Source organism: Streptomyces sp. 13-12-16 (genome assembly GCF_002114215.1).
GTDB lineage: Bacteria > Actinomycetota > Actinomycetes > Streptomycetales > Streptomycetaceae > Streptomyces.
This window is the reverse complement of record NZ_NCTE01000504.1, coordinates 80,454-103,882: the sequence shown is the minus strand read 5'-3', so window position 1 is coordinate 103,882 and position 23,429 is coordinate 80,454. Positions and strand designations below refer to the sequence as shown.

The following is a 23,429-nucleotide window of genomic DNA, read 5'->3' as shown; positions in this document are numbered from 1 at the left end:
CCACTGCGTCGGATGCCACCTGGCAGGTCGTGGAGGTGGGCAGCCAGACCGCAGGACAGCGAGGGTCGGCCTGGGGAACTAGACCGAGCGAGGCGCATCTGGGCAGCGGGTGGGAGATCCAGATGTCTCCGTCACCGCTTGATGCCTTCGGATCCCGAGAGGGCTGATCCGGACGAGTCAGCGCAGCCCCGCGAACACCACAGCTGCCGCTGTGCCGCCCAGAACGGTGCCTACGATCACCTGCGCCGTCGTGTGGTCGCGGAGGGAGACCCGGGACCAGCCGACGGCGGCGACGCCGAGGAAGAGGAGGGCGGCCCACCAGCCGTAGGCGACGGTGATGACGACGGCGACGCCGGAGGCGACGGCGGTGTGGACGCTGACCTTCCACCAGACGGTGACCGCCATGGTCAGCACCAGGCCGGCGATCATGGCGGCGACCAGGGCGACGACCTCGCGAGGCGCGTCGAGTGCCAGGAGCAGGCCCGTGCCGACGAGGACGGAACCGAGGGTGACGAAGAGCGGTGTCCACCGCTGGGAGCGGACCTTGAGATGCTTGTCCGTCCAGCGGCCACGGCGGACGCCTGCGACGATGTAGGCGATCGGCAGACCGCCGCAGAAGGCGCCGGCCAGCAGGCCCCAGCCCGCACCCGCAAGGGAGTCGGTGGAGTGCCAGCCGATGACCAGCAGGACGCCGATGACCAGGTTGGCTGGCGCCAGGACCTCGGTGACGAGTCGTGCGGAGCGCCTCTCGGCAGGAGCGGCGGCAGTGGGTGGAATCTGGGTGACGGTGGTCATGCCGGTGTCTCCTCGATGTGGGCGCGGAGGAAGTCCTGCGTGGCGCGGGAGCGGTAGGCGGTGCTGAGGGTGGCGAGGGCGCGGATCTCGGTGGCGAGGTCGCGACCTCCGCTGGCCGGGGGCATCGGCTCACCGGAGCCGGTGGCCGCGCCGCGGAGCCGTTCCTCGCGGGCGACGGCGAGCCAGCAGGCCTCGGCGGTGATGTCGGCGTGGGCGCCGATGAAGCCGAGGGAGGTGGCGTGGTCGTAGGCGCGTCCACGCAGTTCAGCCGGTGCGTGGTCGGCGAGAGTGAGGATCGAGTCGCGGATCTCGATGGTGCGCCGGTACAGCCGGTCGTGCGTACGCAGTGGATTGGTGACGTCGGCGGCGCGGCTCGGCGGTGTGTCGAGCCGGGTCTCCGGGACGGCGTCGGTGAGGGTGCGCCACAGGGGGTAGAGGCTGACGAGCTGCCAGTGGGCCCGGCTGCGGACGAGGACGCGTGGGGCGGCGGGGAGGGTACTGCCCAGCACGATCAGCAGCAGGGCCAGGAAGAGCAGGCCCGTGCTGAGCGCGTGGTTGACGTTCTCACCGAGCGGGCTGCTGCCGACGTAGTCGATGAACAGCACGGCGACGCGGTGGAGGGCGTACACGAGGCCGACGGCGGTGCCGGTGCCGGTGAGGATCAGCCCTCGGCCGACGAGTCCGCTGTCGGGGCGGCGCCCCCAGCGGAAGCAGAGCAGCGTGGCGCTCAGCAGGGCGGCGCCGAGGTAGGAGGTCCACACGACGCCGTACGCGAGGATCGTGGCGTGGTCGGCGTAGTCCGCCAGGAGATTCTCCGCCTCGCGAGGCTGGGGCGTGGCGAAGAAGCAGGCGGCCAGCAGGGCGACCGTGACGACAGGCACGGCCTTGTGCAGCCTGGACACGCGCATCCCGGTCTTCGACTCGGCCATGTCGGCGACGAAGGTGAGGACCGCCGCCGCCGCGACGGTCCCGCAGACGTGCTTGACCAGGAACGACAGGTTGGTGACGTGCAGGTGCTCGTCGACCGCCGACGCGATGGCGACCGGCCGGACCGTCATGGCCACGGCGAGTGCCGCGAAGGCCAGCCAGAGACTGAGTCGTTCGGGTCTCCGGAAGGCGGAGCGGGCACGCCAGAGGGTGACGGCCCAGAGCAGGACGGCGGGTATCGCGTCGATCATGTGTGGGGGAGTCTCAGGAGTCGCTGAGCGCGGCATTGAGCCGGCGCAAGGTGCTGGGGGTGGTCCGGTCGCCGTTTCCACGCAGAGCGGCACGGGTCGCGATGAGGCCGGCGAGCGTCTCCGCGCTCCGCTCTTCCTCGGTCTCGTAGCTCGTGCGGCCGAGGACACCCGTCACGAGGTCGACGTCGAGGTGGTGGAAGGCGCGGCCGAGGGTTTGGCGAGGGGTGTGTCCGAGGAGCATGTGGCTGACCTCGTGCAGCACGATGTGGTCCCGGTGGAGGGGGCTGGTGGCGTCCTCCACGAGGATGTGGTCCGCGTTCTCCGTGGCGAGCCAGGCCCCGCAGGGCAGTTCGTCACCGGTGATCGCCGGGAACGTGTGCAGGTGGATAGGACGGCCGCGCTTCCTGGACACGCGGGCGAGCAGTTCCTCGATCCTGAAGGGATCCGGAAGATCGAGATCGTCCAGGACGGATTCGAGCCGGATCCCCTGATCTTGGGCAGGCCCCGAACGGCCGGACTTCATCTGCCCTCCGACTCCAGAACTTCTCGAACGTGCGACTACTGCCGCGATGCCGTGCCGAGTATATGGATCATTTCCGGTCGCACATCTGGAGGGTCGACGATTGTGCCGGGTGAATGCGGACAATCGTGTGTAGATGGAGTGGAGAATTCTTGCTAATGGGGCATCAGTTCACGCCGTCGTGATGTTTGCCACTGGAATTCACGTCGGCGATCGAGACCTCGTCAGGGACCCCGAGACCTTCGAGTTCGCGGGCGCGTTCGATGAATTCGGAAATGATCTTGAGGCTCTTGTCGGAGAGTCCGGACGCGCGGAGGGCCACTGATCTCACGCCTGCATCGCGCATGGCGGCGAGCGCGTCGAGTTCGGCGGCGATCTTCTCCGATTCGTCGTCGTCGAAGAAGTAGGCGGGCTTCACGCCGAAGAAGGTGGAGAGGGCCTCGAGGTGGCGCTTGGTCGGGTTGTCCTTGGCGCCGGTCCTCAGTTGCCAGATGTAGCTCGCGGAGATGGTCGGGCCGCCCTGTCGGCGGATGCCCGACGCCACCTCCTCGTAGCTGTACGGGCCGCGGCCCTTCGGATGGACGGTGGAGAACAGCCGGTCCAGGCGACCGGCGAGTGTGGCTCCTCCGCCCGCCTGCGTCGCAGGTGGGTTGTCCTGGTGGTCCATCGTGGCCGTCCTCCGGTCGCGTCGCCTTCACTGGGGTGGATGGCTTCCCTGTCTCCATTTTCGCTGGTTGACAGCAGTGCCCCGTCTCAGTCTAGTGTGATCATCGTGCCATCCACCCATGAAAACGGTCCAGGCCGGGGTGGGGCCGAACAGCGATGCCCGGGAGCGCCAACTCCCGGGCATCCGTCGGCTGCCCTCGCCGAGGGCATCCAATGATCCGGGGCCGCGTGGCCAAGCTTGCAGGCGGCAACCACGCAGCCCCGTCCACGAGGACGGAGTATCACATGCGCCCACCCAGCAGGGGAATCCCGGCATCCTCGGAGCGGAGCCGGTGCCGGCGGCTCCAGCGGCGTCGAGCCCACCGGGAGCGCTGATGGCCCGCATCCGGACGGTCAAGCCCGACCTGTTCGTCAACGAACGGGTCGCGGCCTGCTCGGTCACCGCGGTCGTCACCTACGTCGGCCTGTTCACCCAGTCCGACGACCACGGGCGGCACCGGGACAACCCGGCGATCATCGCCGGCCTCCTGTGGCCGCTGCGCGCCGAGCACACCCCCGTGCACGTGGAGGAGGACCTCCAGCAGCTCGCCGACGTCGGACTGATCTGTCGGTACACCGGCTGCGACGGCAAGCGCTACCTCCACATCACCGGCTGGTACGAGCACCAGAAGATCGACCGGCCCAGCCAGTCCCGGTTCCCGGTCTGCGTCTCCCACAACAGAGACAAGAAGTGCGGCCCGTGCAAGGGAGCCTGCGTCGAGGCCGAGGCGAACACCCGGGGAGCACCGGACGAGCCCTCGGCGAACCCTCACCGAGCCGTCGACCCGCACCCCGCACAGCTCGCACGTCCGCACAGCGACCGCACCACGGCGCCGGGCACTGGCGACGACACGCATCCCGACACCAGCGGGACGGCCTTCCCAACGGGAGGGGAACCCGCAGGTCAAGGACGGTTCGCAGAGGCTTCGACGAACCCTCCCCGCAACCTCGCCGAAGCCTCGACGCCCGGATCCAGGATCATGGATCCTGGATCGTCCTCACCTACGGGGCGCACAGCGCCCGACGGCACGGTCACCGCCGGGAACCTCCTCGCCGAATACGTGGGCTCCTGCACCCAGCGCCCGCCCGGTGACGTCCTCGGACACCTCGGGCGCCTGCTGAAGAAACTGCTCGCCGAAGGCGTCGACGTGGACCACATCCGCGCCGGCCTCGCTCGCTACGCCGAGATCCAGGGCCACCCCTCGCGGCTGCCGAGCCTGGTGAACGACGCCATGAACGCCCGCGTCCCCGCCCAGACGGGATCCCGACCCGGTGCGACGCACCGAGCGTGGACCAACCCGGTCGACGCGGCCGCCGCCTACGCGGAGGAGCTGTGATGAGCCGCGAGCCCGAGCTCCTCGGCGCCGGAGCCCTCCAGCGACTGCAGCGGATCCTCACCGCCCGGGGCATGAACCCACAGCACCTCCCCGACGCCCCGGACGAGGACCGGCCCTACACCCCGCTGGGCCTGCTGGACGCCCGGATGCCCCCGCGCTACCGGACCGCCCGCGCCGACCACCCCGAGGTACTGGCCTGGACCCGCGACGTGATCGCGCGGGCCGAAGCACCCAACCCCGGCGCGCGACGAGAGATCACCACCGGCCCCAGCCTGCTCCTCGCCGGCGTCACCGGCGCGGGCAAGACCCACCAGGTGTACGGCGCGGTCCGAACCCTCGTCGAAGCGGGCATCGCAGCCAGGTGGCGGGCCACCACGGCCGCCGACCTTTACGCGGACCTGCGCCCGCGCCCCGGACACGACACCGAACGCGGACTCGAGACGGTCAGCCGCTGCCCGCTGCTGATCCTGGACGACCTCGGCGCGGCCAAGACCTCCGAGTGGGTCGAGGAGATCACCTACCGGCTGGTCAACCGCCGGTACAACCTGATGCTCCCCACGCTGATCACCAGCAACCTCGCCATGCGCGACCTCCGCGGACACCTCGGGGACCGGGTCGCCTCCCGTCTCGCCGAGATGACCACCCGCGTCACCTTCGAGCCCGTCGACCGCAGACGCCGGCCCCACGCCGCCTGAGCCGCCGCAGGCCGCCACGCCGGGCTGCGCACCCGGCGAGCCACCCCATGTACTTCCCGACCCAGCAACATCTCTCCGCCGACGCCCACCGCGCGCGGAGAGCGATCGGAGCAACCGCATGACACCCACGACGATCAGCCCTGCCCGCCACCGGTCGCTCGGCGACCACACCTGGCAGGAGCAGGCCGTCTGCCAGAGCACCGAGTACAACCCGGTGGACCCCGAACTCTTCTTCCCCGAGCCCGACGAGACCGCCAAGATCACCGCAGCGAAGTCGCTCTGTGCCCAGTGCCCGGTCCGCCGCACCTGCCTGGACGCCGCCCTCGAAGGCGGCGACACCCACGGCATCCGTGGCGGGATGACCGAGGAGGAGCGTGCGCCGCTGCACGAGAAGCTCGCCAACCGTCTCGACTACAGCCGCGTCAACGCGACCGTCGCCGGGCGCGACGTCCACCTCACCAAGGCCGAGCGTCGCGCGGTCGTCCGCGCCGCCTACCGCCACGGCCTCACCGAACAGCGCCTGGCCCGGCTCCTGAAGATCAGCGAGGAACACGCCCAGAAGCTCTACCGCGAAACCCGCCGAGCCCTGCGCAACCGAGACCTGGAGCAGACCACGAAGAGCACCCCACCATCCGAGACCGACGGCAGGCATCTGGGCCGCGACGACTTCGGAGCGGCTGCGTGAGCACCGCCGGCGCGCCGGGCACAGCGCACGTCACCCGGTGGGACCGAGCGGTCGTCATCGCCCTCGGCGGTGCGGGATGCGCCCTGTCCTACGACGCCCTGCAGCAGATGGCCGTCGCCGTCCACGTCCGAGGGCTGCTGACCTACCTCTTCCCCTTGGTGATCGACGGGTTCATCGCGTACGGCGTCCGGGCCCTGCTGGTCCTGCGCGACGCACCGCTGCGCGCCCGGCTCTACGTCTGGACGCTCTTCGGCACGGCCACCGCCGCCAGCATCTGGGCCAACGCGCTGCACGCGGTCAGGCTCAACGAAGAGAGCACCTCGGCCACCGGGCTGCGGCTCGGAGACACGGTGGTCGCGGTGCTGTCCACCATCGCCCCGCTGGCCCTGGCCGGAGCGGTGCACCTGTACATCCTCATCGCCCGGGGGCCGGTCAAGGGCAGTGACCGAAGTGACCGCGATGACCTCGGTCAGGCCGGCCACCCCGAGCGTGTCCCGGTCACTCGGACTGACCGGGCCGGTCGGCCGCAGCCGCAGCCCGGTCAGGTCGGCGCCGGACAGCCGGTCACCGCCCTGACCGACCGGCCCCGCCTGTCCCTGGACGAGCAGGCACCAGAGGCCCGGACACTGACCGGGGGCAGTACCCCAGCGGACAGCAGCAGCCCGGACACCGGTCACTCTGACCGGGAGCCCAAGGCCGCTGACCTGGGCGGACAGTCGGACACCACCCCGGCGGTCAGTGCCCGAGAGGCCGTCACCGAGCCGGTCACCGGTCACTTGGCCGACCTCCCGCCGGTCACTCCGCCACCGGTTACTGCCCGCGGCCCTCGGACAACGGGTGGCCGGCGACCTGACCCAGACACCGAGGAACTGCTGGAGATCGCCCGGTCAGCGGTCAGGGCCGAGGACAAACTGACCCGCAAGGTGGTCGCCCAGGCGATCCGCGGTCAGCAGATCCCGCTGTCCAGCGACACGCTGACCGCCCTGATGGTCCAGCTCCGCCAGCAGCACGGACAGTCGGTCACCACCGCCCGGAACTGACCGCACACCCCAGGGGTGGGTGACCGAGCCGGACACTGCGGCCGGTCACCCGCCCCGGGCACCCCGCCCCACGACCCCCTCCCGCGAACCGGAGAGCACCGCCATGCGCACGAACCCCGCCACCCCTGCCGAGGTGGACACCTGGCTGACCGTCCTGCACCAGCGCGGTCACCTCCACCGTGCCGAATCCGGTCCCGACAACACCTGGACCGTGCAACGGTGCCGACACAGCCGCCCCTGGACCCTGCACCACCCGGTCCTGGCCATGGACTGGATCGAGGACATCGTCCGCGACGTCCACCAGCAGGACGCGGAGACGGGCCGGTGACCGCCAACGACCCGGCGGCCACCACGTCCGGACCGCAGCGTGACCCCAACTCGGCTCCAGGCGGAGCAAGTTGTCGCGTACGACGGTCCTACGGCCCGTCGTACGCACTTGCCCCCGCCCAGGAGGGCAGGGGAGGCCCGGCAGGCCCCCGAGCGAGGGCGCACGGGGACCATCCGGGCAACCGGCACCAGGGAACACCGGTCACGGGAGGAGAAGCCGACCGCGACGACCACCGCGAGCAGCCGCGCCCCAGCACGCCCGCCTTTCCCGACCGCACACCGCGCCGTCGTCGCCGCAACCCGAGCGAGCGCACTCGTAAGACGACCACCCGCCTCTCCGACACCGAGCACGCCGAGATCGTCGTCGCCGCCACGCAGCGCGGCATCACCGTCGCCCGATTCCTCGCCACCGCCGGCCTCGTCGCCGCCCGCGGTTCGACCGCCCTGCACACCGACGAACGTCTCGACACCGCCATCGACGAACTCGCCGCCCTGCGAACCGCCCTGGCCCGGATCGGCAACAACATCAACCAGATCGCCCACGTCCACAACGCCGGCGGACAGTCCCGCCCCGGCGAACTCGACCACGCCCTCGCGACCCTGACCCGGCTCCTGGCCCGTGTCGACGACACTGCCGACGCCCTGGTAAGGAGGCGAACCTGATGGTCCCCAAGGTCCGGCGCGGCTCGCGAACCCACGGCCTGCTCGTCTACCTGTACGGCCCCGGCAAACGCGACGAGCACGTCGACCCCCACCTCGTCGGGAGCTGGGACGGCTTCGCCCCCGACCCCGGCCGCGACACCAGCTCCGATCCCGATCCGAAGGTCACCCTCGCCCGCCTCACCGCCGCTCTGGACCTGCGGGTCAAGCAAGCCGGCGACAGCGCGCCCACCCAGCACGTCTGGCATTGCTCGGTCCGCACCGACCCCGGCGACCGGACCCTGAGCGACGCCGAATGGAACACCGTCGCCCGCCGCCTGGTCCACGCCGTCAACCTCGCCCCCGAAGGCGACCCGGACGGCTGCCGGTGGGTCGCCGTACGCCACGCCGACGACCACATCCACATCCTGGCCACCATGGTCCGAGGCGACCTGCGCCGCCCGAGGATGAACTACGACTTCAAGAAGGCCCAGGCGGAATGCCGACGCATCGAGAAGGACATGGGTCTGCGCCGCCTCAAGCCCGGCGACGGGACCGGAGCCAAGACCCCCACCAGCGCCGAACGCTTCAAGGCCGAGCGCACCGGCCGCTCCGAAGCCCCCCGTGAGACGCTCCGCGAAGCCGTCCGCCAGGCCTTCGCCGGCGCGGCCACCGAAGAGGAGTTCTTCACCCGGCTCCGGGAGGCGGGCCTGCGCGTGAAGACGCGGACCGCTCCGTCCGGCGACGCCATCGGCTACAACGTCGCCCTGCCCGGCGACCGCAACCGCCACGGCGAACCGGTCTGGTACCCCGGCTACAAGCTGGCCCCTGACCTCTCCTTGCCGAAGATCCGTCTTCGGCTGACCGACGGCGCCGCCGAGCGGATCACGCCCTCGGCCACCGGCGGCCGGACGGACTGGTCTCCGCCCGCCTGTGCACGCCGGAGCGCCACCGGCATCGCCGAACGCTCCGCCGTTCTTCTGGACCGCGACGACGGCGAAGCCGCCGCCCAGCTCGTCGGCGTCGGAGAACTCCTGGACGCGGTCGCCCAGACCTCCCCGGCCGCCACCCGCGCCGAGTTGGCTGCCGCCGCTCGCGCGTTCGAGCGGGCGACCCGTAGCCACGTCCGCGCCGAACTCGCCGACACCCGGGCTCTCCGCTCGGCCGCCCGGGGCATCGTCCAGGCCGGTGGTGCGCTCGGCAGGGGCGAGGACGGTGGCACCACCGCCATGCTCGTCTCCTCCCTGGTCCTGGTCACCCTCGCCGCCGCCCGCTGGCACTCCGCCCGCGGACACGCCCAGCAGGCCCACGCCTCCCGACAGGCCGCCGAGCACCTGCGCACCGCCTACAGCCAGGCCACCGCCACACCGATGCGGGTGCTGCACGCCCAAGGCCGCGCCCTCCCCGAGTCCCAACGCCGGTCGCACGAAGCCACCCTTCGCGCGGTTCTGCCAGAGCAGGACGTACGAGCGGGCGGCATGGCGACGAGGACCGATGCCCTGGTCGCCACCCTCGCCCAGGCCGAGCAGGCGGGCCACAACCCCGAAGCCCTCCTGCGACAGGCCATCGACATGCGCGAACTCGATACCGCCGAGGACGTCAACGACGTGCTGGTCTGGCGCCTTCGCCGCATAGCGCAGCTGCCCGCACACCCCGGCGAAGCTCCGCCCCGCCCACAGGCCGGCACCCGCCAGGCCAAGCCCTCGACCAGCCGCACCATCGAACGGAACGCCCCAGCAGCGGCACCGCGCCCGGCTGTCCCGGACCACGACCGCCGCCCGCCACGTCGCTGACCAGCTCGTCCGGACAGCCGGCCACTGGCCGACCGGACGCCACGAAATGCCTGGACAGCCGATTCCACCGGCTGTTAGGGATGAAAACAGGACTCACGACCGGAAGATGACGCTCGTGCTCAGAAGCACCGACCGCACCACGGAGCCGGCACCCGCGCTGCCCGTCCTCCCCACCGACACCGATCCTCTGCTGCAGCTCCAGTACGAGACGCGGCCGACCGACGGCCCCGGCGCGATTCGCTGCGTCGGCCACTCACGCGAACTCGCTCTCGGCGGCATCCCCGTGATGTGCTCCGCCTGCCAGGCCCGACGTGACTGGCTGCTCATCAGCCACGGCCGCAACGTCTGGATCCGCTGCCGATGCGGCGACCAGTGGCTCGAACCCGAGATCAGCCGCGCCGACTTCGACGCCCTGATCGGCGGCCCGAACGGGACGACCTACCCGAGCGTCGAAGCGGGCCTTGTCGCGCTCGGCTTCGACGGCGTCTTCGCTGGCATCTATCTGGAGTAGTGAGCGCTATTGCAGCCCATGCAACGGCAGCATCCGCTTGCCGCCCGCTCTGTTGACCCGAGGGGCGGCTCCACTTCCCTGGGAGACCCCCGATGTTCGCGAAGCCGGTAGGGGATGCGGCGGCTAGTCTCAAGCGAGCCGAAGGCGCTGGTCGGGGGCGTCTCGGCGCATAGGGTCGGGGAATTCGTTGATGCGCAACAACCAGTCGTAGGTGCGTACCATCGTGCCGAATCCGGTCGTTACGTCCCAAGTGCCTAGAGAATCGGTGGCGGAAACTGGCCCGATCGGATCCCCTGAGAACGTCTGATGGGTCATCATGAAATGGTGAATAACTGGCAGTTGCTGCGTTTGGTCGGTGGGATCGCTGGTGTCATCGCTCTGGCCGTGTTCATGACACTTCTGGGCCTTGACCGTGCTGACAAGCTGAGCAGTGTGCTGAGCCTGTTCGTCACCGTCGCTGGTTTCGTTCTGTCGCTGGTGGCGCACTTGCGGCAGAAGCCGGTCGATACGGCGGTGGCGCGCGGTGGGGCGATTGCTGCGGCCGGGAGTGTGCGAAATGCCCGGGCTCAGAGCGCTGGCGGCACGTGGCAGCCGGATTCGGCGCCGGCGACTGGGATCCGGGCGGAAGGCGGGTCGATCGCTGCCGGTGGTGATGTCGATGGTTCGTCGGCGTACGAGGGGCCCCGGTGAGCGCCGGGTGGTGGCGTCGTGGTTCGGGCCGTGACAAGGAGCAGGGCCACGGGGGGCTGAGCGCAGAGCAGGGCTCGATCGCCGCAGGTGGGAACATCGCCCACGCAGTTGCCCTGCAGGTGGGCCAGCTGGTCGTGCAGGCTCCGGCAACCGATCCCCAGCAGTTGGCCTCTGCGGCGCCACCGCCTCGCGAACTTCCCACCAGGGAAACGCTGGCCGGCGAGACCACCATCCTGGACGGTCTGTGTGCCTATCTCCGAGACGTGCCAGTGCCCGACAGCCGCACGCTCCCGTCGAGTGCCGCTGCGGGCCAGTCGAAACTCGTTGTCGTGCATGGCCAACCCGGGGTGGGAAAGACGGCCCTGGCAGTCAACGCCGCGCACGAGGTGAAGGACGCCTACCCGGACGGTCAGGTCTACCTCGATCTCCATGGTGACAAGACGACTCCGAGGAGCAGTTCCGATGCCCTCGGTCGCATGCTCCGCAGTCTGCATGTGGACCCGAAGGATGTGCCGAACTCCGCCGACGACCGGGCGGCGATGTTCCGGACGCTCACTGCAGATCTGCGACTGCTCGTTGTCCTGGACAACGCGCACAGCACGGATCAGACCGAGCTTCTGCTCCCCACCGGACCCGGTTGCTCGGTACTGATCACCTCTCGACGCGCGCTCTCTTTCAACAGCATCACCCAGCGGGAGCCGCTACCGATGCGTCTGCCAAGCGACCAGAACGCACTTGCCGTGCTCGCGCACTACGCGGGGAAGGAACGCGTTGCCGCCGAGATGGCGGCGGCAGTGGACATTCTTCGTTTCTGCGGCAACCTCCCGCTGGCCTTGCGGCTGGTCGGCTGCAAACTGAGGGAATCAGGCCACAGTCTTGGCCGCATGCGCCAGGCCTTGGTTGTCGAAACAGACCGTCTGGAGAGCCTGGGACGTCTCGACAACAGCAGGCTGACTGCCTGCTTCACCTTGAGTTTTCAGGGCCTCACGCCGACTACCCGTTCCTCCTTCGCTGTGCTCGCCTCATTGCCTCCAGGCCGGTTGACGGACTGGCATCTCACCCGGCTCGCGACCACCCGCGGGGCCGGACTTGCGGCTGGTGACGAACTGCTCGAGGTCGCGTTGATGGAGAGGCTGGACGGGGAAGGAAACGGCGGAGACTCCGAAAGCAGCTACCGCATGCACGACTTGACTCGTCTCTTCCTCACCCGTCAGCACGAGCAGATGCCTCCGGAGGAACGGAACGCTCTGGAGGAACGTCTAGTCCGGGCCTACAGGGACACTGTTGTTTTTTGGGCAGCCCAGCGCGCCCCGGAACTGCGCACCGAGGTGGACCCTAAGCGCATGTCCGACCTCTCTGGAGCGTCGATGACAGCCGCCGAGTGGGTCGCCGACGAGCAGGAGCGTCTCTTTTGGGCACTCGACCACGCACGGACCCTCGGGTTGAACGCGGTTGCGGGGGAGATCGGAGAGGCGTTGTCATACTTCCTTGACGACATCACCCTGGCTCCGAACTCCGCCGAGTGGATCTTCGAGGTTCCTGGGGAGACTCGGTCGCGGGTGCTGGCCGGTCTCCGCAGAGCACGCGCGATAGCTTCCCTCGCCGAAGGTAACCCGGACCGGGTGCTTTCGCTTCTGCCCTTGAGTAGCGACGATGCAGTGGAGAGGTCTCGGGACCAGGCCCTATGGGCCCGGGATGCAATGGTGGTTGCCCGGGCGCACTCCATGAAGGGCGACTACCGCACCGCTCTTGACCGTATGACGACCGCAGTGGACGAGCTGCGCGTGGTTGGCGATTCCTGGCATACCCTCAGTTCCCTCGAGCTGCTGGGGGAGCTACAACGCTGGCGTGGAAAACCCGAGCTGGGCGAGCAGAGCCAGCGGGAGGCCTTGCGTCTCGCCGAACAGGCGGGTGACCTCAGGGCGCGGGCACGTCTGCGGCGCACCCTCGCCGAGACGCTTGGTTACCTACGCCGCCCGTCGGAGGCAGCACCCCTGCTCGAATCGGCCAGGGACGACTTTAGACTCCTCCGCGATCGCCGTTGGGAAGGTGCCACGGAGTACGCTCTCGGCAAGATCTATCGGCTTCTTGGAGAACGCCAGAAGGCACTCGACTGCTACAGCCGGGCGGAGGGCATCTTCGGCCCGATGGGTGAGCGGCTGTGGCTTGGGCGGGTGAACAACGCCCGTATCCGTGTCTTTGCAGGCATGGGACGGATTGAAGACGCTGCCGCCACCGCCCGCCAGGCGATCTCGATGTTCGAGCAGTTGGGCAACCACATGTGGGTGGCGCACACTCAGCGGGACCTCGGTTGGCTGCAGTTGCGAGCTCGACGGCCTCAGGACGCCGAGGCACCGCTCACACATGCCGTGGACGCCTGTGCTGCAGCCGGCGACTCCTATGCGGGTGCCATGGCACGTCACCTGCGAGGCGTGGCCTATCGCGAACTCGGCCGGTATACGGAGGCGCACGCGGATTTTGACGCCGCCCTGGCGATCTACAGGTCCGGCTCGTACGAGTGGAACGAGGCCGCGATTGCCCATGACGTGATCCGCACCCTCCGAATGGAAGGTCGCGCGGAGGAGGCGGACATCATGGAACGGGACATGTCCGTCGAAAACCCGATCTTTGAGCGGATGCACGGCCGGGACGGAGCGGTCGTGGTGCCGGATGAGGACTGACCGGACCTGCCGAAGACTGGCATCCGCTTGATGTTCAGGATCACCCTCCGCCCAGATGGTCTTGTTAGGCCTGCCACCAGCGCGGGATGAACGGCCTCCGATGGTCAGCCAAGGCCCTCGACCAGGAGCAGCCGCGCCTGCCCTCGCCGCAATCCTGGCTCGACGCCCCGCGCCCGCTGGTGATCACCGCAGCGCAACGGCGCCCAGTCCACGAGCTGCTCGCCCGGCCTGGCCAAGACCTCGCCTTCGTCACCGAGAACAGGTCCCGACGGAGGACATCGTCTGCATCCTTGTCGACGGGCTTATCGCCAGGCAGGAATGCGAGGTCAACATCCTCACAGGGGTCCTCCCCAGCCCTCAGATCTCGTCAGGTGACAGGCGAGTCGGCAAGCAGATGGTCGAGGGCTTGGCGCCACGTACCGACGTGCACCGGCAGGGCCTGAAGGGTGTCCGCCAGCGAGCAAACGGAATCGGGCGTGGCAGGACGATGGACCCAGTTGACGATCTGAGCCAGCAACTGGGCACGCGTCCACGATCCGGTCGAAGCTGACTGAGACAGGATGCTGCTGACCGGAATATCCCGCTCCCGACCTGCGGGCGAGCCGGTCAACACCGGTCTTCCTCCCGACGGCGGAAGGCGCAGGGTGGTAAACGGCCTTGGACAGAGGCGCCAGCCGGCACGCTCAAGCCTCGTTGAGTGCACGACCAGATCCGACAGCCAGTTCCGCGGCAGCAGTACTGCATGTCCAGCCCGGTGCACGGCCGCCGCGCACAGCAGCGTCGTTTCGCTGGGGTTGGGAACTCCGTAACCCGTCAGCACTTGGGCCAAGGTATGTCTCAAAGCGTCTGCCGTCCGGGCGCGGGTGAGTAGTTCGCCGCCCCGATAGAGCAGGTAGAGCGATTGTGGCCGTTCCACGGTCAGTGTGACGGGCGTGTAGACACCCTGGTACCCCTCACCGGTCACCGATCGGACCAACTCGATTATGTCGTTGCTGCCCCGGACCGCAATGCCCACGGCGCGGCCGCCGTCTACCCGAGCGGTCACCAACGCGTCTACTGGCGCTTCGGCGACCTTGAGGGAGCAACTGGTAGGAGCTTCGATCACCGTTGTCACTGCGTCACCGCCGCTGAGCTGTACCAACTCGGCGCTGACCTCGGGGAACCCCACCACGAACCGGGCGGGACTGCCGGGTGACAGAAGCCACCCACTCGGAGTCCCGAGATGTGCCGTCTCGCGTCCGAGTGCCACAAGTCGTGCTCGGACCTGTGGTGGGACAGGCAAGCCCAGCAAATCGTCCCGCACGTCTTCGAGTAGAAGCACGGCAGCGTTCAAGCGGGTCATGACGGAGGCATTCGCGGCGAGGTCGGCCGACAGTTGCGTGCAGAATCCGCACTCCGATGACATGGCCACCACCAACACACGATGCGGCACCGCAACATCGTCAGCCAGCGCCCGCATTCGAGTCGGAGCGAGCGTGAGAGCCGGCTGGGTGTTGCCGACATGGACGAGCCCGGCAGCGCTCCACCTCTCAAGGCACTGCCGGTAGGCGGCGTGGTCTTCCGCGGCCGGCTCCTTGCCCTGCAGCCACGCCATGGCCGTCGGGGCGATGAAAGCAGCCACAGGCCGGGCGGTATCCAGCAATACGCCGCCGCGTCCGAGATCAGCGGTGATTACACCATCGGCCAGTCTCAGGCCTGGGCGCATTTGAACCACGAGCAGATCATGCCCGGGCAGCACTCGGAGTCCCACCAGCAGGCACCCCCGGCTTTGGTGCAAGCAGTCGGGGCCGTGTAGACCTCGGTGAAGATTTCTTCGATATCTGTGACCGTCTCGGCGTCGAGGGACACCAAGTCTTCCGCGAAGGTGACCATGACTCGTCCTTCTCGTGAGGAGGGCAGCCACTTCCCTTTCCCGGGCAAGCGGATGCATTCCGCTCAATCCGAAGGTTCGCCCGGAAGAATGAAGGGCACGTACGGGATCGTAGCGTGCAGTCGCCGTTGGCTGAGGCATCTTCAGCCAGGGTTCACGCCCGGCCCGATGGCAGGGGCCACGGCCTGCGGTCATGCGACGCTTCGCGGGTCCGGTATCGGGCCGTACTCGTCACCGTGGTCCTATTCGACGCCGCCCGGAAGTGGGATGGAGGCTGCCGCGAAAGGAGTTGAACTCGGCCCAGACGGTTCCTTCGAGTCCGCCGCAGGCGCAGGGTGAGCAGCCCCAGCGGTCGGCCAGCGCCTCGACGAGCATCCGGCTGCGGGCTGCGCCGACGCTGATACCCAGGTGGGCGGCGATCTCCGGGTATCCCCAGAGCTGCTGGTCGTCGGCCATGGTGTCCTCGTCGTTCGCCGGGTCGAGGGTACGCAATGCACGGATGGGCGCATGGCAAGGCCGCCCTTGCCTGATCGGCGTGGGGCGGCCTTCTGCGGTCCTCGGTCAGACCCCGGAGAGGCGGCTCAAGAGGTCGAGGGCGTCGGTGGCGAAGGTGAGGGCGGCGCACAGGCCGGTCACCTCGTGGACGGTCGGGCGGACCAGGTGCGGCCAGTCGTCCGGGGCGGCGGGCCAAGAGGCGAGGTGCACTTCGGCGGTGGCCAGGCCCAGGTGGGCGGTGACGTCCCAGCCCGCGAGGGGCGCGGGTTCCCAGCGCAGACGGATACGGCCGAGGGGGAGTCGGGGAGTTCCGGCGGCGAGCCACGTGACATCGAGCGGGCCGTCGGGTCGGGCGGAGACGCGCCGGACCAGCGCGCCGCGCACGCCGTCCGGTATGGGGCGTACGGCGAGGTCGTGCAGCGGAAGGAGAGGCGAGGGGTGAGACCGCGACGAGATAGGAGCCTCCGTGGTGTTGAAGGAATTGGTCAGGCCCAGGCGAGGGCGTCGCGTGCCCCCACCGGGAGGTAGTCCTCCTGTCCGTCGTCGGCGATGTACGCCGTTCCGCCGCGGACGATGACGTCGGCTCCCACGTAGTGGGCGAAGGGGAAGTCGGGGTTGACGGCGAGGCGGACCGGCAGGTCGGGGTCGAGTTCCTGGAGCTGGCGGAGCAGGTGGTCGACGGTCAGGTACTGGGGCAAGAGAATCTCCGAGAGCGGTGGGAAGTGACGGAGCTGGTCGGCCCGACGACATCGGAGTCGGCGGGGCAGCCGGTAAGAAAGGCGAAGGGGCCTGACCGGCGGTCAGCGCGAGGAATGGGCGACCAAGGCGGCGAGGAACCCGGCGACGGCCTCGGACGGGGTGTGGAGACCGAACTCCTGGACCCAGGAGTCGCCGTCGGCGGGCTGCACCCGGATGTGCCAGACGATGTCGCGCTTCCACGCAGCTGGGTCTTCGGGGAGCCAGCCGACGTAGACACGGCCGTCGGGACTGGTCGCGTGGACGTTGGCCTCTGGGGTGTCGACGATCGCCCACCCGAGAGCGCCCAGGAGATCGAGCACCGGACCGGCGCAGTGGTCGGAGGAGAGCCAGTGGTGGTCGTTCGCTGCGGGGCGGACGACGGCGGGCAGGAGGGTGGCGGAGATGCTCACGGTTGGACGATCCCTTCGTTGACCTGCGGTTTTCCCGACACCCGTACGTTGGCATGCAGCGTGCCGAAGTACGTAGTCGTTTCCCTGGGGACGACGTCTGCCATGGGCGAACTCGAGGTTGCCAGCAGGTGACTGGAGGCCGGGAATGGATAGGCGACCACGGTTGTCGTACCGGGGTTGCGGCGACGGGCCGCACGGGACCGAAGGGGGAGCAGGAATGGCCGAGGCGAGCAGACACCGGGACGGCGCCGGGCTGGAGCGCAAGATCCGCGCAGCCGGGCGGCCGTGGACCGTGGGTGACATCGTGATGGTCGCTGACGGCCAGTGGGGCGTCGGGGCGCAGCCCGACCGGTGGCCGGACGAGGAGCTGGTGGAGCGCCGGATCGCGGAAGGCCGGAGTGTCGAGCTGACGATGGAGGAGCTGGCCCGCGCGGTGGGCCTCCGCGCCGAGGACGCCCACCGCGACGAGGGCCCGCGCTGACCGTTCAGCGACGTGGCCCCGTGGTGGGTACCGGTGGCCCGACGACGGCCGACGGAGAGGACGGTTCGGGTACGCGGCCCGAGGCGTGCGGTGCCTGCCCGGAGCGGGCGACAGCGGCCTGGGCCAGCCGGACCGCCGGGGCCTCGGCCACGGGCACGGCGGCCTCACGAGCCTCGACCACACGCCTGATCGCCTGGAGGTACGCACGGCTCTCCGCGTGGGCGACGCGGAGGCTGGTTGCCGATTCGGTGATCCGGTCCAGCTCGTAGAAGTCCGGCACGTACCCGCGTCGGGTCAGAGCGTGCAGACGGTCCTGGTGGGCGGTCACCGCGTTGTCGGTGATGGCCAGGGCCGTACGGGTGTGCATGGCCGAGCGCAGGAGCGGGTCCTCGCTGGGGCGGCGGACTGCGAGGATCTCCAGAGCCTCGATGGGCCGTCCCCAGGCTTCCTCGATCATGGCTGTCGCGTGGTCGAGCATGGTGGTGGGCATGACGGAACTCCCGTTGTGCAGGGACGGTTTCGGGTGGTGCGGTATCCCGGGGCGGCCGGAGTCAGCGGCCGTGCCGTGAAGCCGACGACCCGGTCGGCAGTCGGGCGGTGGTTGTGGGTGCGAGGCTGCCCGAGTGGTTCTGCACCGCACCCGCGGAGCGGCTCCGGGCGGCCATCACCCGGAGATCGGTTGCCGTGCGCGGGGCCCGCGCGACACGGTGGACGGCCTGGGTGACCGCCGTACGTCGTACGTCCAGCGGAGTCGGAGCACGGGAGGCCTGAGCGTCGGTGGTCGGCATGACCGAGGCCACCGGGGTCATCATGACCAGGTGCTGCATCCGCCGGTCGATCTGGTGCCGTTCACGGATCACCGGGGCCGACTCCGCCATCACGGCCGCTGTCGCGGCGATCAGGTGGGACGGGGTGCGAGCGGTGAACACGGCCTCCGCCCGAGTGCCCCACCCCGGTGGACCAGCCCACAGGGTGATGGTCTCGTCGTCCGGGCCGTGGTCGCGCCTGTCGATAACGGCGCCAGCCTGGCCGTCGGGGGCGACGATCTCGATCGTGCCGGGCGAGTCGGGGACGCCGCGCGTCCAGCCGGCATCCGTCAGTGGCCGGACGGCGTCAGCCCAGTAGACCGAAGGGTGCGCCAGGAAGCGTCCGTTGCTCTCGTAGGCGTCGGCCTCGGCGTAGTCGTGGGCCAGCGCGGTGGTGAGGCCGGCGACGATCTCGGCCGGGGTGACGTGGTTGAAGGTGGCGGTCCAGCGGGTGGCGGAGGCAGCCTCGGTAGCCGCGCTGATCTTCCACAGCTCGAAGTCGTCGCCGAACCAGCCGATCCTGATCCGCTGGTCGGGCGAGGTGACGAGGAGCTGACAGGGCCCCTCGTCGAGGTAGTGGTGTGGCCAGTGGGCGACGGGGGCGAAGCCGGCCTCGCCGGTCCCGTTGGAGCCGGCCAGATACATGGGGCTGACCAGCACCTCTTGGTACCGGTTCGGGTCATCAGGGGCGTGCATGGTCGAGGCTCCGGAAGCGAAGGAGGGGAACACGCCCGCGTGCGCGGCAGGACGAGCGGCTGAGTGCACGTGGACGCCGTGGCAGTGACGAGTGGTTTCTGGTTCTCACGACCGTCACCGACCCCGGCCCGGTGTCGGCTGGGCGGTCACGGCCGCCGGCACCCGCGGTTGCGGTTGGGGCGCGTGGCTGAACATGACGTTCGGCGCGGCGGCGCTCCCCCGCAGGGCCGCCGCGGTCCGGGCACCGTCCGTCCCCGCCCCCAGCGGGACGCCGGCGTGGGAGCGCGTGGCCGTCGCTGCCGGACGTGGGACCGACGCGGCCCTCCGCAGGGCGACGGGCTCGCTCCAGTGCTCGACACTTGCGTAGACGGCCCCCAGCGCCTGGCCGGCATCGGCCAGCACGTAGGGGTCACCGTGTCGAGGGCCCGTCCGGGCGACCAGGCCGTCGGCCTGAAGCCGGAGGAGCCGCTGCCGCGCGAGGCCATTGTCCAGACCGGCCTTCTCGGCGATGTGCACGAACCGCATCGGGCCGCCGCCCGAGTCGAGGACCTGGATCACGGCGGTCGAGTGCCGAGGACGCAGCCGGCGCAGGGCGTCCTCGACACGTTCGGCTTCGGCCATCCGGTGCGGCAGGTGGGCGCGGGACCAGTCCGACACCGTGCGCAGTACGGGAGCCAGAGACGTGCCGAGCGCGCTGAGCCGGTACGGCGCCCCGCGACGGTCGTCGTCTCGCGTCACCAGTCCGTCAGCGTGCATCGTGGCCAGCCGCTTGCCGACGAACTGCTCGCTGAGGAAGGGGAGCTGGGCGGCGACGTCGCGCACGCGCATGGGACGGTTCTCCTGGGCCAGGGTCATCGCCGCCCAGGTGGTCCACTTCGGCCCGATCCGGGCAAGCGCATCCTCGACGCGCTGAGCGTCGATCGCAGCTATGGAGAAGGCGGAGGGCTGTGCGGGGGCGGGCATAGTGGCGTCCTGTCGGGGTGGGGTCAGCGGGAGCGGGAGGACATGGGGGGCGTCCTGGCGACGGGTGCGGCGGCTGAGTGAGCAAGGGCGCCGGAGCTGGTCGGGGTGGTGCTGCGGCCGAGGGCGGCGGACACACGGGTCGTCGTCGCGAGAGCGTCACGCAGGGCGGCTTCGCCCTGCGGTGTGAGCGAGAGGAGCTGGCCGGGCCGGTACAGGCCCTCGCTGGTGTCCTGGTGCAACAGCCCCTCTGCGACCAGACGTTGCACGGTCTCTGGCCAGATCGTTGGGGCCTGTCGCTGGATCTTCTCCCGCGAGACGTACGCGTCCTCGCCGATCGCGGTCCGGCGGAACCGGACGTCGCCGGCCTCAACGGCTTCGAGAGCCACGAGTCGGCGCTCCCTCGCGACGGCCCAGTCGTCATCCCGGTCAGAAGTCGTCCTCTGGGCCGGCCCTGGGCCCTTGTTCGTCGAGCGTTGAGCCGAATCCGGCGCGGGTAGAAGACGCCGGTAGGCGGAGATGGACTCGACGAGCTGGCCGTAGGCCCGGTCCTGCTGCGCGAGAAGGTCTCCGAGTCCGGGGACCGCGGTCCGCAGCAGCGCGTATGACACCCGTGCGCCGTCGAGTTCACCGCGACCGACGGGTTCGAGTAGCCGGAGAGCGTCCTTGGCCGCGTGCGTCACCCGGCTGTGCAGTTCGTCCAACTCGTACGCAGCGCCGATCACCTGTGTCGCAGCCTGGTACAGCGGATCATCGAGGTGGTACGTGGTGTTGAGTGTGCTGACTTCGGTGACGCCGAGCGTCTCGGCGACGAGGTGGGTTCCGGGGTGCGTGGTCGCGTCGTACGGGTTCACTCCGCCGCCTCCATCCGGGCGAGCAAAGAGCGGACCAGCGTGGGGAGGCCCTTGGGCCCGTCGCCGAGCCAGATCTGGTCGCCTGCCTCGTCGAGCACGTACGCGGCGTCTTCGAGCAGGCCACTGGAGATCTCCATGCAGGCGTCGGTGATCCGGGAAGCGGCGAGCAGCGACTGGGAGAGGACCTCGACGTAGTCGTCCGGCGCGAGACCGGCGGCCTCGGCCGCGGTGCGGATCGCCTGCAGCTCCAGTGCGCTGAATGCGAAGTCGAACTCGTCGTCCCGCTCGGTGTCGCCGGACGTGGCGACGGCCGGGTCGCTGGGCTCCGTGGGGATGCCTACGCGGGTGCAGATCTCGTCGACCGAGGCGGTCAGCTCGGCGAGGGACTCTGTGAGCCACCCCAGCGCGGAGGCGTAGGAGGCCAGGGCGAACAGGCCCGCCGACGTGGCGGGGCGCGGCTCGGCAGCCACGAACTCTTCGAGTCGGTCGTTCAGCTCGCCGACCACCCGGGGTCCGGCGGCCAGTGCGCCCAGCACGGGGTGAAGGTAGGAGCGGGTGGCGGCCGTCGGGTACACGGCGGTGAGGATGAGGGAGACGCTCTGCGCGGCATCGGTGAGGAGGTCCGCCAGCTCTGTACGGGTCAGCGGGGTGCGGTCGGTGGTCATCGCTGGGGAACCTTTCGGGGCGCAGCAGCCGGGAGAGGCGCCGTTGTCGGAGGGTTTGCTTGGCTTGCCGTCAGCCGGCCGGGGGTTGCGGACGACCGGGACCGGGCGGCCTGCACGCGGGCCTCCGTGGCGGAATCCGTCTCGACGTTCTGTCGGGGACCGGTGCGCAGGTGGGCCGCGCGGTAGACCGCGTAGTCCTTGCGGCTGCCGGCGGCGACGAGGTAGATCTCGCGCCTGTGGGTCGAGGTCGGCGGGGCCGGGCGGAACTGGATGACTATCCGGTAGGCGACGGAGGGGTCGACGTAGACCTTGTGGAAGCCGGCGAGACGGCCCTTCAACGGCAGGCAGTCGTCGCTGCCATGGACCAGGTTCTGTAGCTCCAGCAGCGCCAGGTCGCGAATTTCGTCGGGGAGTTGCCGCAGGTCGGCGATGGCGTCGGGGTGCGCGGCGAAGGCGAAGCGGGCGTGGCTCACAGCAGCCTCCCCCGTACCGGACGCTGGACCGGTCCCGCCGGGGTCGTGTGGGGTGCGTCGAGGCCGGTCCGCGGCGTCGCGGAGGCACCGGCCGACCGGACGAGGGCGATGCGGGCGATGCGGGCCCGGACGACGGCGCCGTCGTGATCGCTGTACTCCGGTGGCTCGGGCAGCGGCCCGCTGCGCTCGTCCAGCCAGGTCTGGGCGGCACCGACGTCGGCGAAGGCGCCCTCGCGCACCGTGTACGTGCCGGCGTCGTGGTCCCACTCCTCGTGGAAGAGACGAACCGGTGCCTGGGCGGCGCGGGAGTCGCGGACAAGCGTCCACGCCTCGCTGGGGTCGTGGTCGGAGGTATGGGTGTCGAGGACCTCGTAGCGCGTGCCCGACCTCTGGATCTGCTGTTCCACCTGGACCGTGAGGTCGTCGGCGGGCTCGGCGTGGTCGCCACCTCGCAGAGCGGTTCGATCGAGCGGGCAGCCTCGTTCTGCAAGCCAGTTCTGGGCGAAGGACGCCGTGGCGTGGCGGCTCGTCTCGAACGTGAACATGGACCGGCTGAGATCCCGTGCGACCGCGATCGCAACGAGCTGCGGCTCGCCGGGCACCCCCCACGTGACCGACCGGTCGTGGGCGAGGACGAAGCTGTGGGAGCCGTTGGGCGCGGTGTGGTGCTGGGACAGCGCCGTCAGGTCGCCGGCCCGGAAAGCCTCCATCGCGTCCTCGGAGGTTTCGTCTGCGGGCACGAGGTCGGCGAGGTCGAAGTCGAAGGCGTTCACGCCGTCACCACCGTCTGCTCGGGTGCCGGGGTGGCCAGCACACGATGGTTGGGGCGGCTCGCGCTCGTCGTGCAGGCCGCGAAGGGCCCGTCTGGGGCACGCAGGTGCGCCAGCGTCTGGTCCAGGTGGTCGCGGTGCCAGGTCGACGGGCCGGACAGGCCGGCCTCCGTGTCGGTGAACTGCTGCCAGGCGAGCCAGAGCGCGTGGAGCCGGGCGACGGCCTCGGGGTGCTCGTGCCACTGCGCGCACCACGGACGGCTCGTACTGATCTCCCGGCCGTACACCGGGAGGAAGAGGTGGTTCACCCAGTCGCTGAGGGCGGCGAGCTCGACGGCGTACGCCTCCCCGCCCAGGGCGAGGATGAACACCGAGGCGGGACCGTCGGCCTGCCTGTCGTCGACCGCCTCGGCTTCCGGGGCCTCGTCCGCCGGCTGGCCGGCAGCGGATTCGGGCTCGGAGCCGAGGCGGTCGAGGAGGACGCCGTGCTGCCTGACCTCGGCCATGGTCTTGGCGAGGGTGCTGGCGAGGTCGTCGAGGTCTCCGTCGGAGACGCGGAACGGCTCGGGGCCGGGGGTGGTCGGGCTGGTGTCGGGCATGGGGGTGTGCTCCATC

At 70.0% G+C, this 23,429-nt stretch carries 29 protein-coding genes; 11 read left to right on the top strand and 18 right to left on the bottom strand.

All coding sequences use genetic code 11. The features are described 5' to 3' along the window. Positions 1-177: 177 nt before the first annotated feature. From B7767_RS20240 to B7767_RS20225, 4 genes are all read right to left on the bottom strand, one after another. Positions 178-795, bottom strand: a complete 618-nt coding sequence (locus tag B7767_RS20240; protein ID WP_085573424.1) for a hypothetical protein — start codon at positions 793-795, stop codon at positions 178-180. Further along, on the bottom strand, positions 792-1,973 hold the full coding sequence (locus tag B7767_RS20235; RefSeq protein ID WP_085573423.1) for an MAB_1171c family putative transporter: 1,182 nt from the start codon (positions 1,971-1,973) through the stop codon (positions 792-794). The genes B7767_RS20240 and B7767_RS20235 overlap by 4 nt, the downstream gene beginning before the upstream one ends. Before the next feature lie 13 nt (positions 1,974-1,986). After that, positions 1,987-2,496 (bottom strand): hypothetical protein, encoded by a 510-nt coding sequence (locus tag B7767_RS20230; protein ID WP_256923502.1) that lies wholly within the window; start codon positions 2,494-2,496, stop codon positions 1,987-1,989. 163 nt (positions 2,497-2,659) lie between these two features. Continuing rightward, complete coding sequence (locus B7767_RS20225; protein ID WP_085573422.1) at positions 2,660-3,160, bottom strand: helix-turn-helix domain-containing protein; 501 nt, start codon at positions 3,158-3,160, stop codon at positions 2,660-2,662. A 373-nt stretch (positions 3,161-3,533) separates the two neighbouring features. On the opposite strand from B7767_RS20225, the gene B7767_RS20220 reads away from it, so the two are divergent. The 10 genes from B7767_RS20220 to B7767_RS20175 all read left to right on the top strand — a co-directional run bounded on the left by B7767_RS20220 (position 3,534) and on the right by B7767_RS20175 (position 13,596). Further along, the gene (locus B7767_RS20220; RefSeq protein ID WP_085573421.1) at positions 3,534-4,535 is read left to right on the top strand and encodes a hypothetical protein; all 1,002 of its coding nucleotides are present in this window, start codon (positions 3,534-3,536) and stop codon (positions 4,533-4,535) included. After that, on the top strand, positions 4,535-5,230 hold the full coding sequence (locus B7767_RS20215; protein WP_085573420.1) for an ATP-binding protein: 696 nt from the start codon (positions 4,535-4,537) through the stop codon (positions 5,228-5,230). Before B7767_RS20220 ends, B7767_RS20215 begins: the two co-directional genes overlap by 1 nt. Before the next feature lie 118 nt (positions 5,231-5,348). Then, the gene (locus tag B7767_RS20210) at positions 5,349-5,915 is read left to right on the top strand and encodes a WhiB family transcriptional regulator (RefSeq protein WP_085573419.1); all 567 of its coding nucleotides are present in this window, start codon (positions 5,349-5,351) and stop codon (positions 5,913-5,915) included. Continuing rightward, the gene (locus B7767_RS20205; RefSeq protein WP_085573418.1) at positions 5,912-6,955 is read left to right on the top strand and encodes a DUF2637 domain-containing protein; all 1,044 of its coding nucleotides are present in this window, start codon (positions 5,912-5,914) and stop codon (positions 6,953-6,955) included. The genes B7767_RS20210 and B7767_RS20205 overlap by 4 nt, the downstream gene beginning before the upstream one ends. A 103-nt stretch (positions 6,956-7,058) precedes the next feature. Beyond that, the gene (locus B7767_RS20200; protein ID WP_085573417.1) at positions 7,059-7,283 is read left to right on the top strand and encodes a hypothetical protein; all 225 of its coding nucleotides are present in this window, start codon (positions 7,059-7,061) and stop codon (positions 7,281-7,283) included. Beyond that, on the top strand, positions 7,280-7,945 hold the full coding sequence (locus B7767_RS20195) for a MobC family plasmid mobilization relaxosome protein (protein WP_085573416.1): 666 nt from the start codon (positions 7,280-7,282) through the stop codon (positions 7,943-7,945). The genes B7767_RS20200 and B7767_RS20195 overlap by 4 nt, the downstream gene beginning before the upstream one ends. Beyond that, entirely contained in the window at positions 7,945-9,714 is a 1,770-nt protein-coding gene (locus B7767_RS20190) for a relaxase/mobilization nuclease domain-containing protein (RefSeq protein WP_085573415.1), read from the top strand. The genes B7767_RS20195 and B7767_RS20190 overlap by 1 nt, the downstream gene beginning before the upstream one ends. A gap of 106 nt (positions 9,715-9,820) precedes the next feature. Continuing rightward, positions 9,821-10,225 (top strand): hypothetical protein, encoded by a 405-nt coding sequence (locus B7767_RS20185; RefSeq protein ID WP_085573414.1) that lies wholly within the window; start codon positions 9,821-9,823, stop codon positions 10,223-10,225. Between the two features lie 306 nt (positions 10,226-10,531). Beyond that, entirely contained in the window at positions 10,532-10,915 is a 384-nt protein-coding gene (locus B7767_RS20180; RefSeq protein WP_143652559.1) for a hypothetical protein, read from the top strand. Then, a complete protein-coding gene (locus B7767_RS20175; RefSeq protein ID WP_085573412.1) occupies positions 10,912-13,596 on the top strand; it encodes a tetratricopeptide repeat protein in 2,685 nt (894 codons plus the stop codon). Before B7767_RS20180 ends, B7767_RS20175 begins: the two co-directional genes overlap by 4 nt. 367 nt (positions 13,597-13,963) lie before the next feature. Here B7767_RS20175 and B7767_RS20170 read toward each other — a convergent pair whose 3' ends face one another. The 6 genes from B7767_RS20170 to B7767_RS20145 all read right to left on the bottom strand — a co-directional run bounded on the left by B7767_RS20170 (position 13,964) and on the right by B7767_RS20145 (position 17,109). Further along, positions 13,964-15,217 (bottom strand): hypothetical protein, encoded by a 1,254-nt coding sequence (locus B7767_RS20170; protein WP_085573411.1) that lies wholly within the window; start codon positions 15,215-15,217, stop codon positions 13,964-13,966. A gap of 68 nt (positions 15,218-15,285) precedes the next feature. Continuing rightward, positions 15,286-15,468, bottom strand: a complete 183-nt coding sequence (locus B7767_RS20165) for a Dickkopf N-terminal cysteine-rich domain-containing protein (protein WP_085573410.1) — start codon at positions 15,466-15,468, stop codon at positions 15,286-15,288. Between the two features lie 229 nt (positions 15,469-15,697). Then, complete coding sequence (locus tag B7767_RS48160; protein WP_256923501.1) at positions 15,698-15,958, bottom strand: hypothetical protein; 261 nt, start codon at positions 15,956-15,958, stop codon at positions 15,698-15,700. A gap of 69 nt (positions 15,959-16,027) precedes the next feature. After that, positions 16,028-16,345 (bottom strand): esterase, encoded by a 318-nt coding sequence (locus B7767_RS20155; protein ID WP_256923500.1) that lies wholly within the window; start codon positions 16,343-16,345, stop codon positions 16,028-16,030. A 101-nt stretch (positions 16,346-16,446) separates the two neighbouring features. Next, positions 16,447-16,659, bottom strand: a complete 213-nt coding sequence (locus B7767_RS20150; protein WP_085573409.1) for a hypothetical protein — start codon at positions 16,657-16,659, stop codon at positions 16,447-16,449. Positions 16,660-16,761: 102 nt separating this feature from the next. Then, positions 16,762-17,109 carry a DUF317 domain-containing protein gene (locus B7767_RS20145; protein ID WP_085573408.1) on the bottom strand — a complete coding sequence of 116 codons (348 nt, stop codon included), beginning with the start codon at positions 17,107-17,109 and terminating at the stop codon, positions 16,762-16,764. 217 nt (positions 17,110-17,326) lie between these two features. Between B7767_RS20145 and B7767_RS20140 the strand changes: the two genes are divergently transcribed. Beyond that, on the top strand, positions 17,327-17,590 hold the full coding sequence (locus tag B7767_RS20140; RefSeq protein ID WP_085573407.1) for a hypothetical protein: 264 nt from the start codon (positions 17,327-17,329) through the stop codon (positions 17,588-17,590). Between the two features lie 4 nt (positions 17,591-17,594). Here B7767_RS20140 and B7767_RS20135 read toward each other — a convergent pair whose 3' ends face one another. The 8 genes from B7767_RS20135 to B7767_RS20100 form a co-directional block, all read right to left on the bottom strand. Beyond that, a complete protein-coding gene (locus B7767_RS20135; RefSeq protein WP_085573406.1) occupies positions 17,595-18,080 on the bottom strand; it encodes a hypothetical protein in 486 nt (161 codons plus the stop codon). Between the two features lie 61 nt (positions 18,081-18,141). Then, positions 18,142-19,092 carry a DUF317 domain-containing protein gene (locus tag B7767_RS20130; protein WP_085573405.1) on the bottom strand — a complete coding sequence of 317 codons (951 nt, stop codon included), beginning with the start codon at positions 19,090-19,092 and terminating at the stop codon, positions 18,142-18,144. Positions 19,093-19,206: 114 nt separating this feature from the next. After that, positions 19,207-20,055 carry a winged helix-turn-helix transcriptional regulator gene (locus B7767_RS20125; RefSeq protein WP_085573404.1) on the bottom strand — a complete coding sequence of 283 codons (849 nt, stop codon included), beginning with the start codon at positions 20,053-20,055 and terminating at the stop codon, positions 19,207-19,209. Between the two features lie 23 nt (positions 20,056-20,078). Next, complete coding sequence (locus B7767_RS20120) at positions 20,079-20,906, bottom strand: large ATP-binding protein (protein ID WP_085573403.1); 828 nt, start codon at positions 20,904-20,906, stop codon at positions 20,079-20,081. After that, positions 20,903-21,571: a hypothetical protein gene (locus tag B7767_RS20115; RefSeq protein ID WP_085573402.1), complete on the bottom strand. Its 669-nt coding sequence runs from the start codon at positions 21,569-21,571 to the stop codon at positions 20,903-20,905. The genes B7767_RS20120 and B7767_RS20115 overlap by 4 nt, the downstream gene beginning before the upstream one ends. Continuing rightward, positions 21,568-22,044, bottom strand: coding sequence for a hypothetical protein (locus tag B7767_RS20110; protein ID WP_085573401.1), 477 nt, complete (start codon positions 22,042-22,044; stop codon positions 21,568-21,570). The genes B7767_RS20115 and B7767_RS20110 overlap by 4 nt, the downstream gene beginning before the upstream one ends. Then, positions 22,041-22,817: a glycosyl hydrolase gene (locus tag B7767_RS20105; protein WP_085573400.1), complete on the bottom strand. Its 777-nt coding sequence runs from the start codon at positions 22,815-22,817 to the stop codon at positions 22,041-22,043. Before B7767_RS20105 ends, B7767_RS20110 begins: the two co-directional genes overlap by 4 nt. Further along, complete coding sequence (locus tag B7767_RS20100; RefSeq protein ID WP_085573399.1) at positions 22,814-23,413, bottom strand: DUF4913 domain-containing protein; 600 nt, start codon at positions 23,411-23,413, stop codon at positions 22,814-22,816. Before B7767_RS20100 ends, B7767_RS20105 begins: the two co-directional genes overlap by 4 nt. Between the last annotated feature and the right edge of the window lie 16 nt (positions 23,414-23,429).